Source organism: Azospirillum sp. ST 5-10 (assembly GCF_051225715.1).
Taxonomy (GTDB): Bacteria; Pseudomonadota; Alphaproteobacteria; order Azospirillales; family Azospirillaceae; genus Azospirillum.
Map to the genome: position 1 here is coordinate 119,318 of NZ_JBPJSP010000018.1, position 12,592 is coordinate 131,909.

Genomic DNA, 12,592 nt, shown 5'->3' on the forward strand with positions numbered 1-12,592 from the left:
TTAACCTGCTTCGGCGACAAATGAGGCATCAGATGCGCGGCGGTCTTCACTGCCAATCCGAAGGAGGTAGGAATGTTCAACGCCCATGTTTCTCGCCAAGTCAAGGCGTCGTCGCAGGTCCACGTCGCTCTTTTGGATGACTTCATTCGGGTTACCAAGGAAAAGCTGGCGGCCAACGAGGATCCGTTCGTCCGCGACAGCCTCGCCGACCTTCTCTCCAGCCTGCGCGACGAGCGCGACGGCTACGCCCGTCTGATCGAGACGCGGGAGCTGGCGCCCGCCGCCTGAGGCGCCCCGTCCGGGACATCCACCTCCGAATGGCGCCGGACCGGCGTGGAAGCCGTGGCTTCCGCCGGCCGCGCCGGCCGGGGAGGCCGGGTTCAGAAGAACCCGTCGAACAGGCTCCCCTTGGACGAACTGCCGGTGGAGCCGCCCAGCAGCATCGACAGCCGCGACGTGGTGGTGTTGCCGCCGTTCAGGAGCTGTTGCAGGGTGCGGACGTAGGACGGCATCTCGCTCTGGGCGTCCGGCTGCTTGGCGAAGGTGTCGTAGTCCTTCGTGTAGGTCCCCTGGGTGAGCTGCAGGGCGTACTGAACCTCGGTGTTGACCGAGACCCCCTTTTCCCGCGTCACCCGCAGCGTGTAGTCGCCGCGGTCCAGGGCCAGGCTGCCGCCGGCCAGCTTCTTGTAGGCCTCGTAGGCGGTGCCGGCCCCTTCGTTGCTGTCGGCCAGCACGTTGCCGGTCTTGTCCATCAGCTGGACCCGCAGGCCGGAATCGCCGACCCGCCCCAGCCCCACCTCCCCCGGGCTCGTCACCTTGAACTTGTAGAAATCCACGGCGTCGCTCTTGCCGAGGATGCTGAACACGTTCAGCCGGCTCTCGTTCTTGTTGAGGACGCCGATGTTGGTGGCGAACGGGGTGGCGTTGATCGAGGACTTGCGGACGTCCTGCTCGAAGCGCTCGACGTTCTCCGGCGCCGGGTTGGCGGCGGCGGCATCCGACTGGATCTTCTTCAGCGCGCTGTCGATCGACTGCTGGAGGCTGGCCACCATCCCGCCGACGCTGCCGATGCCCATGCTGTCCACCTTCGCTGAGGAACCGTCCGGGCCACCTCCTTGCACGATGCGGACCACCGCGGGTCGTTCTTAGGACCCTGATTTCAATGAGGAATTCCGCCCGGCGTCGGCGCCCGGCCGCGGCGCGGCGGCGGCGCCGGGCAGAATCGTCGCGGTCGGCGGCAGGAATTGCCGTCCGGTGGGCATCCCCGTGGCGGGCGCGCCGCGCTTTCGGCATACTTGCGCGCGGATGCGCCGCGTCGGACGCGGCGGCCGTCACCATCTGCGGGTTCGGGGGCCCTGTTCGGTCATGCAACGTCTCTTGGCGCGCGCCCTTGCCGTTTTCGTCGCCTGGTCTTCCCCCGCGCTCGCCGCCGATCCGCCGCCGGATGCCGCCGGCTTCGGCGTCACCAACGTCGAGGTGGTGGCCGAGCGCGACGTGCCGCAGGTCTGCGTCACCTTTTCCGAACGGCTGGAGAAGTCGCGGGCCGTCGACTACGGCGCCTATGTCCAGGTCACGCCGGCGGTCGAGACGGTGGCGTCGCCGCGCGACAAGACCTTGTGCGTCGAGGGGCTGGAGCACGGCCGCACCTACACGCTGGTGCTGCGCGAGGGCCTGCCGTCGGGCGGCGGCCAGCGGCTGGCGGCGGCGGAATCGCACGAGGTGGTGGTGCCCGACCGCGCGCCGGCCCTGGCCTTCCGCGGCGCCGGCTACATCCTGCCGCGGGTGGGCTCCGAAGGGCTGCCGCTGCGCACCGTCAACGTCGACCGCGCCAGGCTCCAGGTGCTGCGCATCAACGACCGCAACCTCGTCGAACAGATCTATTACGGCCGCATCACCCAGCAGCTCGCCGAGTACGAGGTGGGCGAGATCGTCGACCGCTCCGGCGAGGAGGTGTGGCGCGGCGAGATGGCCATCGACACGGTGCGCAACACCCCCGTGGTCACCGCCTTTCCCATCGACGCGGTGCTGGGCACCCTGAAGCCCGGCGTCTACATCGCCGTCGCCACCGCCGATTCGGTGAAGAAGGAGTCCTGGGAGAACAAGGCGACCCAGTGGTTCGTGGTCTCCGATCTCGGCCTCAGCACGATCCAGGGGGAGGACGGCCTGCTGGTGTTCGCCCGCTCGCTCGCCACCGCCGACCCGGTGGCCGGCGTCGCGCTGCGCCTGCTCGCCCGCAACAACGCCGAGCTCGGCACCGCGACCACCGGCCCCGACGGCATGGCGCGCCTCGACGCCGGGCTGCTGCGCGGCGACGGCGGCAACGCCCCCCAGGCGTTGTTCGCCTACCACGGGACCGGCGACTTCAGCTTCCTCGACCTGGGCGCCCCCGGCTTCGACCTGTCGGACCGCGGCGTCGGCGGGCGTGAGCCGCCGGGCCCGCTGGACGCCTTCCTCTACACCGAGCGCGGCATCTACCGGCCGGGCGAGACGGTCAGCCTGGCGCTGCTGCTGCGCGATCCCGACGCCCGCGCGGTGCCCGGCCTGCCGCTGACGCTGAAGGTGCTGCGCCCCGACGGCTTCGAGGTGGAGCGGCGCACGGTGACCGACGCCGGCGCCGGCGGCTACGCCACCCGCATCGCCGTGCCCGGCACCGCCTACACCGGGCAGTGGACCGTCACCGCCCACACCGATCCCGAGGGGCCGGCGATCGGCAGCGTCGATTTCCTGGTCGAGGACTTCGTGCCGCCGCGCCTGGAGTTCACGCTGGAGAGCGAGGCTCGGGCGATGACCGCCGACGCGCCGACCCCGCTCGCCGTCGACGCCCGCTACTTCTACGGCGCCCCCGCGGGCGGGCTGCCGGGCGAACTCACCCTCACCCTGCGCGCCGCGGCGGCGGCCCATCCCGACCACCCCGGCTACCGCTTCGGCCTGGCCCAGGAGGAGTTCCTGCCGGTGCGCAGCGAACTGCCGGGCTTCACCACCGACGAATCGGGCCGGGCGACGGTGGAGGTGCCGCTCGCCGAGCCGCCGGACAGCACCAGGCCGCTCGAGGCGGTGATCCGCGCCACGGTCTTCGACATCGGCGGCCGCCCGGTCAACCGCGAGCTGGTGCTGCCGGTGCGCCACCAGCCCTTCGCCATCGGCGTGCGTCCCCATTTCGACGGCGAGGCGGTGCCGGAAGGGGCGACCGTCGCCTTCGACGTCATCGCCGTCGCCCCGGACGGCGGTGCCATCGACAAGGCCGATCTCGCCTACGAGCTGTTCGAGGAGGAGTACGACTACGTCTGGTACCAGGCCAACGGCCGCTGGGACTACGAGATGACGGTGCGCGACCGCCGCCTCACCGGCGGCACGGTCGACGCCGCCGCGGCCGGGCCGGCGGTGGTGGAGGAACCGGTGACGGCCGGGCGCTACCGGCTGGAGGTGTTCGACCGCACCACCGGCGTCGCCACCAGCGTGCGCTTCGCCGCGGGCTGGTGGGTCAGCCCGAGCGCCGGCGACCGGCCGGACAAGGTGGACGTCACCGTCATGCTGCCCGGCTACCGCGGCGGCGAGTCGGCCTGGGTCTACGTCAAGCCGCCCTACCGCAGCCAGGTGCTGGTCGCCGTCGCCGACCGCAAGGTGCGCCAGGCCATCAGCAAACCGATCGGTCCGGAGGGCGCCTTCCTGGAGATCCCGGTCGACCCGGACTGGGCGGCCGGCGTCTACGTGATGGCCACCGCCTTCGCGGTTCCCGAGCCCGACCACAAGGGCCCGCCGCGCCGCGCCCTCGGCCTCTCCTGGCTGGCCATGGACCCGGCGCCGCGCTCCCTCGACGTCGCCGTGGCGGCGCCCGAGGACACCTTGCCGCGCCGCACCGTGACGGCCGAGGTGACGGTCGCCGGCGCGGCGCCGGGTGCGCCCGCCTTCGTCACCCTGGCGGCGGTCGACGAGGCGGTGCTGCAGCTCACCGACCATCAGAGCCCCGACCCCAACGAGCACTATCTCGGCAAGCGCCGGCTGGCGGTCGAGCTGCGCGACGTCTACGGCAAGCTCATCGACCCCTCCGGGGCGCAGCGGGGCCGCATCCGCAGCGGCGGCGACGCCCAGCGCATGCGGCAGGTCGGCGCGCTGCCGCAGAAGACGACGCGCATCGTCTCCCTGTTCTCCGGCGTCCTGCCGGTGGGGGAGGGCGGCACCGTCGCGGTGCCGCTGGAGCTGCCGGACTTCCAGGGGCGGCTGCGGCTGATGGCGGTGGCGTGGAGCGGCGGCAAGGTCGGCCGGGCCGAGAGCCGCATGCAGGTGCGCGACCCGGTGGTCGCCGAGCTGTCGCTGCCGCGCTTCCTGGCGCCCGGCGACCGCGCCCAGGTGCTGGCGACCCTCGACAACCTGCGCGGGGCGGCGGGCGACTACACGGTGACCCTGACGGCCACCGGCTCGGTGGCCCTGGAGGACGGCAGCATCGCCGTTCCCGCCCTGGCGCCGGGCAAGCGGGCGAGCGTGCCGCGGATGCTCACCGCCGCGGCGGTCGGTCCCGGTCATCTGACGATGACGGTCGACGGCCCCGAAGGGCTGCGCCTGGAGCGCCGGTGGGACATCGCGGTGCGCCCCGCCAACCCCCTGGTCACCCGCCGCCTGGTGGCGCAGCTGCCGCCGGACAAGAGCCTGACCGTCACCGACGACCTCGCCGCCGGGCTGCTGCCGGGCACCGCCACCGTCGCCCTGTCGCTCAGCCCGCTGCCCGAGCTGGACGTGCCGGGGCTGCTGCTGGCGCTCGACCGCTATCCCTACGGCTGCGCCGAGCAGACCACCAGCCGCGCCCTGCCGCTGCTCTACGTCAACGAGGTGGCGCAGGCGCTCGGGCTGGCCGACGACGCGGCGCTGAAGGCGCGCGTCGCCCGCGCGGTGGAACGGGTGATGACGATGCAGCGGCCGGACGGCTCCTTCGCGATGTGGTCGCCGCGCGGCGACAGCGACCAGTGGCTGACGCCCTACGTGCTGGACTTCCTCGGCCGCGCCCGCGCCGCCGGCTACACCGTGCCGGAGTTCCCCTACCGCAAGGGGCTGGAGTGGCTGAAGGGGCTGGCGGACAACTCCTGGTACGAGGTCGAGGAGCTGCCGGGGCGCGCCTACGCCCTCCTCGTGCTGGCCCGTGCCGGGGCCGTCGACATCGCCGCCGTGCGCTACTTCCAGGAGACCTACTGGGACCGCCTGCAGACCGACCTGGCGCGCGCCCAGGTCGCCGCCGCGCTGGCGGCTCTGGGCGACCGCGAGCGGGCCGAGGACGCCTTCGCCGGCCTCAGCCACGCCCGCGTCGTGCTGGCCAGCCTGCGCGACTACGGCTCGGCGGTCCGCGACGAGGCCGGCGTGGTGGCGCTGATGGCCGAGAGCGGCGTCGTCGACCGCGACCGCCTGCTGGCGGCGGCGGCGCGCCTCTACAAGGCCTACGCCGCCCAGCGCAGCACCAGCACCCAGGAGCAGGCGTGGCTGCTGCTGGCCGCCCGCGCGCTGATCGACCGCGCCGGGCCGATGCGCCTGGCCGTCGGCGACAGCACCATCGAGGGCACCAAGCCCTTCTACCGGCGCATCGACCTGGCGGCGGCGCCGCTCACCGTGCGCAACGCCGGGTCGGAGTCCCTCCACCAGGTGCTGACGGTGGCCGGCGTGCCGGTCGACCCGCAGCCGGCGGAGCGGATGGGCATGGAGGTGGAGCGGGCGGTCTTCACCATGGACGGCACGCCGCTCGACCTCGCCGCCCAGCCGGTGCCGCAGAACGAGATGCTGGTGGTGATCCTGGAGGGCCGCTCGACCGACCAGCTCGACCATCAGGCGCTGATCGTCGACCTGCTGCCGGCCGGCTTCGAGATCGAGAACGTCCGTCTCGCCGACAGCGCCCAGCTCGGCGACCTGTCGTGGCTGGGCGAGCTGAGCGCGGTGCGTCACGTCGACTACCGCGACGACCGCTTCGTCGCCGCCGTCGACCTGACGGCGCAGACGCCGTCCTTCCGTCTGGTCTACCTCGTCCGCGCCGTCACGGCGGGTGACTTTGCCCAGCCCGGCGCCCATGTGGAGGACATGTACCGCCCCTACCTCTCCGCCCGCGGCCCCGCCGGGCGGGTGTCGGTGCGGGCGCCCTAGGCAGGTTTTCCGCACTCCGCCCACCTTTGGGCGGGCTCGGAAAACCTGCAAAACCATAGAGTCCGCAGGTTTGCCCAGGCCGGGCTATCTGTGGCCCGATCTGGGCAAACCTGCTTAGGCGGACGGGACGGGTTCGGATGGGGGAGCGGAACGTGCATGCATCGGCTCCCCGGGCGCCGGGGGTGGCGGTGACCCGGCCCCGGCGCCGGATCGGCGCGCTCCTCCTGATGCTTGCCGTCGCCGCGCTCCTCGCCGCCCTCGACCGCGCCTTGCCGCCGGACCTGACCCGCTACCGCGACCGGGCGGCGGAGGTGGTCGACCGCGACGGCATCGTCCTGCGCGCCTTCACCGCCGCCGACGACACCTGGCGCTTCGCCGCGCGGGCGGACGAGGTGGCGCCGCTCTACCGCGCCATGCTGCTGGCCTACGAGGACAAGCGCTTTTCCCGCCACTGGGGAGTCGACCCGCTGGCGGTGCTGCGGGCGGCGGCGCAGGCGGCGTGGCATGGCGAGGTGGTGTCCGGCGCCTCCACCATCACCATGCAGGTGGCCCGCCTGCTGGAGCCGCGGCCGCGCACGCTCGGCGCCAAGCTGGTCGAGATGGCGCGCGCCGTGCAACTGGAGCGCCGCTTCTCCAAGGACGAGATCCTCGCCATCTACCTGACCCTGGCGCCGTTCGGCGGCAACCTCGAAGGGGTGCGGGCGGCGGCGCTGGCCTGGTTCGGCAAGGAGCCCCGGCACCTGACGCCGGCCGAGGCGGCGCTGCTGGTCGCCCTGCCGCAGTCGCCGACCCGCCTGCGGCCCGACCACGACCCCGCCGCCGCCCGGGCGGCGCGGGCCAAGGTGCTGGACCGCGCGGTGGCGGCGGGCGTGCTGGCGGCGGCTGAGGCGGCTGAGGCCGCGGCGGCGCCCCTGCCGACCGGACGCCGGGCGTTCCCGTTCCTCGCCCCCCATCTGGCCGAGCGGCTGCGGACCGGCGCCCCGGCGGCCGAGCGGATCGCCACCACCCTGGACGCCGGCCTGCAGGAGACCGCCGAAGGGCTGCTGCGCCGCCTCGCCGAGGGGCTCGATCCGAAGGCCGGGGTGGCGGCGCTGGTGGTCGACAATGCCAGCCGCGAGGTGCTGGCCTATGTCGGGTCGGGCGACTATTTCGACCGGCGGCGCGACGGCATGGTCGACATGGTGCGCGCGGTGCGCTCACCGGGATCGACCCTGAAGCCGCTGATCTACGGCCTCGCCTTCGACCGGCTGATCGTCCATCCCATGACGGTGATCGCCGACGTGCCGCGCCGCTTCGGTGCCTACGCGCCGGAGAACTTCGGCGGCGGCCACTCCGGCGAGGTGACGGTGGCGGAGGCGCTGCAGCTCTCCCTCAACGTGCCGGCCGTGGCGGTGCTCGACCGGCTGGGCCCGCTCAGCTTCGACGCGGCGCTGCGCCGGGTCGGCGTGACGCTGCATTTCGACCGCCGCATCGGCCGGCCGACGCTGCCCATCGCGCTGGGCGGCGTCGGGCTGTCGCTGGAGGAGTTGGTGACGCTCTACGGCGCCTTCAGCCACGGTGGCCGGGTGGCGCCGCTGGTCACCGCGCCGGTGGCGGCGACCCCGCGGCCGGGCGCGGCCGAGGGCGAGGCGCTGATGGGGGCCCCGGCCGTCTGGTACGTCGCCCGCGCCCTGCGCGGGGCGCCGCGGCCGCCGGGCTACGCCGACCCGCAGGGCGCCGGCGACGCCCGCGGCATCGCCTTCAAGACCGGCACCTCCTACGGCTTCCGCGACGCCTGGGCGGTCGGCTTCACCGACCGCCACACCATCGGCGTCTGGGTCGGCCGCCCCGACGGCGCGCCGTGCCTGCGCTGTGTCGGCATCGAGGCGGCGGCACCCCTTCTGTTCCGGCTGTTCGACCTGTTGCCGGCGCCGGACGACGCGCCGGTGACGGCCGGCGGACCGCCCGACGGGGTGATCGCCGGCGGCACCGCCGACCTGCCGCCGGGACTGCGCCGCTTCGCCGACGCGCCGACGGTGGCCCGCCATGGGGTGGCCCAGGCGGCCGGGCGTCTGCGCATCGCCTTCCCCGTCGACGGGTCGGTGGTGTCGCTGGGCGCCTCCGGCGGCGCCGGACGTCTGGCGACCCTGCCGCTGCGCGCCGAAGGCGGGCGCCGCCCCTTGCGCTGGCTGATCAACGACCGTCCGCTGGGGGAGGGCGACTGGCGCCGCGGCGCGTCGTGGCAGCCCGACGGCACCGGGTTCGTCGACGTCAAGGTGCTCGACGCCGACGGCAACGTCTCCAGCGCCACCGTCTTCGTGGCGGCGCGGGCGGAGGACGGCGCTCAGTAGCGTCCCGCCGGCCCGCCCCGGCCGAACAGCATGACCAGCACCACCGCCACCGCGAACACCGCGGTCAGGCCGGCGTAGAAGGCCGGCGCGCTGCCGACCGTCAGGGTGCCGAGCAGCACCGCGAGGAGAATTCCGACGCCCAGAATGACCGTGGAGCGCGCCGTCATGACCGTCTCGAACCCTTGGCGTGAGAGGTGGGCGGGAGCGCGGGCTGACCCGCGATGGTGGCGCCGTCTTTTCCTGTAGACCGGAGCGTGCCACAGGAGGCGGCGTTTCATCCGCGTGGCAAGCTGTCACAGGGCGCGTCGGTCGCACCCGCCCGGCCGGGCGGGACGGCGGCCGCCTGCGCTTGACGGGCGCGCTGTCGGCCCATAGGCTTTTGCCGGCCGACCAAGACCTTGGCGGCGCCGGGCAAGGATCGGCCAGTGCGGCGCCCCCTTGCGATGTCCCGCGGGAAGGGAGTGGGGATGGCGGATCCCAAGTTCCTGAAGTTCGACACGCTCAGCCTGCACGCCGGGCAGCGGCCGGACCCGGCCACCGGGGCGCGGGCGGTGCCGATCTATCAGACCACCTCCTTCGTCTTCGACGACACCGACCACGCCGCCGCGCTGTTCGGGCTGGAGCGGCCGGGCCACATCTACAGCCGCATCTCCAACCCGACGGTGGCGGTGCTGGAGGAGCGGCTGGCGGCCCTGGAGGGCGGCGTCGGCGCGGTGTGCACGGCGAGCGGCCAGGCGGCGCTGACGCTCGCCATCCTCACCCTGATGGGGGCGGGCGGGCACATCGTCGCCTCGTCGTCGCTTTACGGCGGCAGCCGCAACCTGCTCGCCTACACCCTGCCGCGGCTCGGCATCGAGACCAGCTTCGTCGACCCGCGCGACCTCGGGGCGTTCCGCGCCGCCATCCGGCCGGAGACCCGTCTGCTGTTCGGCGAGGTCATCGGCAATCCGGGGCTGGAGGTGCTGGACATCCCCGGGCTCGCGGCGGTCGCCCACGGCGCCGGGGTGCCGCTGATGGTCGACGCCACCTTCGTCACCCCCTACCTGTGCCGGCCGCTCGAGCACGGCGCCGACATCGTCATGCATTCCGCCACCAAGTGGCTGGGCGGCCACGGGGTCGCCATCGGCGGCGCGCTGATCGACGGCGGCGGCTTCGACTGGGAGCTGTCGGGCAAGTTCCCCACCCTGACCGAACCCTACGCCGGCTATCACGGCATCGACTTCGCCGAGGAGTACGGGCCGGCCGCCTTCGTCATGCGCGCCCGCGCCGAGGGGCTGCGCGACTTCGGCGCCTGCATGAGCCCGACCAACGCCTTCCACATCCTCCAGGGGGTGGAGACGCTGCCGCTGCGCATGAAGGGACACATCCACAACACCCGCCGCGTCGTCGGCTTCCTGGAGTCGGAGATGGCCTCGACGACGGGATCGGTCGCCTGGCTCAGCTACCCGGAGTTGGCCGACCACCCCGACCACCCGCTGGCGGCGCGTCTGCTGCCGCGCGGCGCCGGCGCCATCGTCTCCTTCGGCATCCGGCCGCCGCCCGGCGGCGACGGCCGGGCCGCCGGGCGCCGCTTCATTGAGGCGCTGCGGGTCTTCTCCCATCTCGCCAACGTCGGCGACGCCAAGTCGCTGGTGATCCATCCCGCCAGCACCACCCACGCCCAGCTTGACCCGGCGGCGCTGGCCGCCGCGGGGATCGGCGACGACATGATCCGCCTGTCCGTCGGCCTGGAGGATTCCGACGACCTCATCGACGACCTGCGCCAGGCGCTGCGGACCGCCACCAAGGGGTGAGAGCATGGAACTGAAGGTCCGCGACGCGGCCGTCTACGCCCACACCGGCGGCCGGCCCTTCGATCCGTCCGGCGCCGTGGCGGTGCTGCTGCACGGCGCCGGCTTCGACCACACCGTGTGGGCGCTGCAGAGCCGCTGGCTCGCCCATCACGGCGCCGCGGTGCTGGCGGTCGACCTGCCGGGGCACGGGCGTTCCGGCGGCACGCCGCTGGCCGGAATCGACGCCCTGGCGGACTGGACCGTCGACCTCCTGGAGGCGGCGGGGGTGACGCAGGCCCATCTCGTGGGCCACTCCATGGGGGCGCTGGGGGCGCTGGAGGCGGCCGCCCGCCGGGCGGACCGCGTCGCCGGCGTCGCCCTGCTGGGGGTGGCCGAGCGGATGCCGGTGCACCCCGATCTGCTGGCGGCCGCCCTCAACGACGATCCCCGGGCCTTCGACCTGGTGGTCGGCTGGGGCAGCGGGCCGCGCGGCACCATGGGCGGCAGCCCGCTGCCCGGGGTGGCGCTGGTGCCGCTGGGCCGGCGCCTGATGGCCCGCAGCAAGGGAGGCGTGCTGGGAATCGACCTCGCGGCCTGCGACGCCTACGCCGGGGCCGCCGCCGCGGCGGCGGCGCTGGCGTGCCCCGCGCTGTTCCTGCTGGGAGCGCTCGACCGCATGACGCCGGTCCGGGCGGGGCGGGCGCTCGCCGCCCAGACCCGCGACGCCGAGGTCCTGGTGCTGCCGGAGACCGGCCACATGCTGATGCTGGAATCGCCCGATGCCGTCACCGCGGCGCTGGGCACCTTCGTCGGTGCCGGCGGGCGGTGATGTGCGCCCGCGTTACGGCGCGGTCATCATGGGGTAACAATCGCGGTTCCTACTGGCGGCGGTTCCGACCGACGGATGCGGCGGCGCGTGCCGGCGGGCAAGCGAACGACACGAACGTAAACGACACGAACGAAAACGGCGCCCCGGGACGGGGCGCCGTTGCGGGCTGCGAAGCCGGTCAGGCGGCCTGGCGCGGAAGCACCTGGGCGCTGCCCTTGGTCGCGATCGCGATGGTGCGCGGCTTCATGGCTTCGGGGATCTCCCGCACGAGGTCGATGTGCAGAAGGCCGTTCTCCATGGAGGCAGCACTCACCTTGATGTAATCAGCGAGCTGGAAGCGGCGCTCGAAAGCGCGGCCGGCGATACCCCGGTAGAGGAATTGGCCGGCTTCCTGCTCCTTCTTAGTTTTTGCGGAGACCGTCAGCGCGTTCTGCTGCGCGGTGATCTCGATGTCTTCCGGGCCGAAGCCGGCGACGGCCATGGTGATGCGATAGGCATCCTCGCCCAGCTTCTCGATGTTGTAGGGCGGGTAGGACGCGGACGCCTCGTCGGCGTTCAGCGCGTGCTCCATCAGCCGCGTCAGGCGGTCGAAGCCGACGGTGGAACGGAACAAGGGCGAAAGGTCGTAGCTGCGCATGACATATCCTCCAGAAGAGCGATATTGCATCCAGGGACCACGGTCACCGTCGGTCCCCGATCACGTCGATCCGGATGACCCCAGACGGGCATCCTCCGGTGCCCTGAGAGATAGGCGAGCCCGGATTCCGTTCAAGAGGCGGTATTGCGTGAACGGCGTGCCCGGCGCAGCGTCGGTCCCGGGGCCGGTCTCCGCCGACTCATGGTTTGTTAATCAGTTGCGGCCACGCTCGTGTCAGGGCCACACGGCCGCGGGAGGGGTAAGGCCGTGAACGGACATCCCACCTTTTTCAACGGACCGTACGACGAGACGATGACCCTGCTCGTCGAGGCCCGGAACTACATCGCCTATCACGAAGCCATCGACCAGCGCGGACGGCCGCCGCACGTGCGTCTGCAGGTCAGCTACGAGGCCATGCGGGTGACCAGCCGGCTGACCCAGGTCATGGCGTGGCTGCTGGCCCAGAAGGCGGTGCACGCCGGCGAGATGACCGAGGCGCAGGCATCGGACGGCTATGCGCTGACCGGCGGCGAGATCTGCACCGATCCCTCCGGCCCCGAGAACGAGGAGCTGCCCACCGGGCTGCGCAGCCTTCTCGAACGCAGCCACCGCCTCTACATGCGCGTCGAGCGCCTCGACGAGCAGTTCCGCCACAGCGTGCGGCAGGCGGTGGGCTGAGGCCCCTTCACCCCGCGCCGATCCGACGAAACCCCGGGAGCCGCAGGCTCCCGGGGTTTCGTTGCGCGTCCGCATCACCAACGGAAAGAGGAGCCCGCGGCGTGCCGCGGGCTCCCGAAGTGGACCGGTGCGGGGGCGTCCTAGCCGACGTCGAACCAGTCGCCGGCGACGTCGGCGGCGCGGATGCCGGTGAGGGTCACCTGGTCGCCGGTGTCGAAGGTGACGACCG

Annotated in this window: 9 protein-coding genes; 6 read left to right on the forward strand and 3 right to left on the reverse strand. The window is 73.1% G+C overall.

What is annotated here, in order from left to right; all coding sequences use genetic code 11:
• The first annotated feature begins 72 nt into the window (after window positions 1–72).
• Window positions 73–288, forward strand: a complete 216-nt coding sequence (locus ACSBPG_RS19770) for a hypothetical protein (RefSeq protein ID WP_435538921.1) — start codon at window positions 73–75, stop codon at window positions 286–288.
• Between the two features lie 92 nt (window positions 289–380).
• Here the strand turns inward: ACSBPG_RS19770 and ACSBPG_RS19775 are convergent, their stop codons facing one another.
• Window positions 381–1,076 (reverse strand): hypothetical protein, encoded by a 696-nt coding sequence (locus ACSBPG_RS19775; RefSeq protein WP_435538922.1) that lies wholly within the window; start codon window positions 1,074–1,076, stop codon window positions 381–383.
• Between the two features lie 289 nt (window positions 1,077–1,365).
• Here ACSBPG_RS19775 and ACSBPG_RS19780 point away from each other — a divergent pair, with 289 nt between their 5' ends.
• Both ACSBPG_RS19780 and pbpC read left to right on the forward strand, forming a co-directional pair.
• Window positions 1,366–6,117 carry an alpha-2-macroglobulin family protein gene (locus ACSBPG_RS19780; protein WP_435538923.1) on the forward strand — a complete coding sequence of 1,584 codons (4,752 nt, stop codon included), beginning with the start codon at window positions 1,366–1,368 and terminating at the stop codon, window positions 6,115–6,117.
• 152 nt (window positions 6,118–6,269) lie between these two features.
• A complete protein-coding gene (gene pbpC, locus ACSBPG_RS19785; RefSeq protein WP_435538924.1) occupies window positions 6,270–8,447 on the forward strand; it encodes a penicillin-binding protein 1C in 2,178 nt (725 codons plus the stop codon).
• Here pbpC and ACSBPG_RS19790 read toward each other — a convergent pair.
• Window positions 8,441–8,614: a hypothetical protein gene (locus ACSBPG_RS19790; protein ID WP_435538925.1), complete on the reverse strand. Its 174-nt coding sequence runs from the start codon at window positions 8,612–8,614 to the stop codon at window positions 8,441–8,443. The genes pbpC and ACSBPG_RS19790 overlap by 7 nt on opposite strands.
• Before the next feature lie 300 nt (window positions 8,615–8,914).
• On the opposite strand from ACSBPG_RS19790, the gene ACSBPG_RS19795 reads away from it, so the two are divergent.
• Together ACSBPG_RS19795 and ACSBPG_RS19800 are read left to right on the forward strand one after the other, a co-directional pair.
• Window positions 8,915–10,240: an O-acetylhomoserine aminocarboxypropyltransferase gene (locus ACSBPG_RS19795; RefSeq protein ID WP_435538926.1), complete on the forward strand. Its 1,326-nt coding sequence runs from the start codon at window positions 8,915–8,917 to the stop codon at window positions 10,238–10,240.
• Window positions 10,241–10,244: 4 nt separating this feature from the next.
• Window positions 10,245–11,048, forward strand: coding sequence for an alpha/beta fold hydrolase (locus tag ACSBPG_RS19800; protein ID WP_435538927.1), 804 nt, complete (start codon window positions 10,245–10,247; stop codon window positions 11,046–11,048).
• Window positions 11,049–11,226: 178 nt separating this feature from the next.
• Here the strand turns inward: ACSBPG_RS19800 and ACSBPG_RS19805 are convergent, their stop codons facing one another.
• The gene (locus tag ACSBPG_RS19805; protein WP_435538928.1) at window positions 11,227–11,685 is read right to left on the reverse strand and encodes an Hsp20 family protein; all 459 of its coding nucleotides are present in this window, start codon (window positions 11,683–11,685) and stop codon (window positions 11,227–11,229) included.
• A gap of 267 nt (window positions 11,686–11,952) precedes the next feature.
• On the opposite strand from ACSBPG_RS19805, the gene ACSBPG_RS19810 reads away from it, so the two are divergent.
• Window positions 11,953–12,363 carry a DUF1465 family protein gene (locus ACSBPG_RS19810; protein WP_435538929.1) on the forward strand — a complete coding sequence of 137 codons (411 nt, stop codon included), beginning with the start codon at window positions 11,953–11,955 and terminating at the stop codon, window positions 12,361–12,363.
• Window positions 12,364–12,592: the final 229 nt, after the last annotated feature.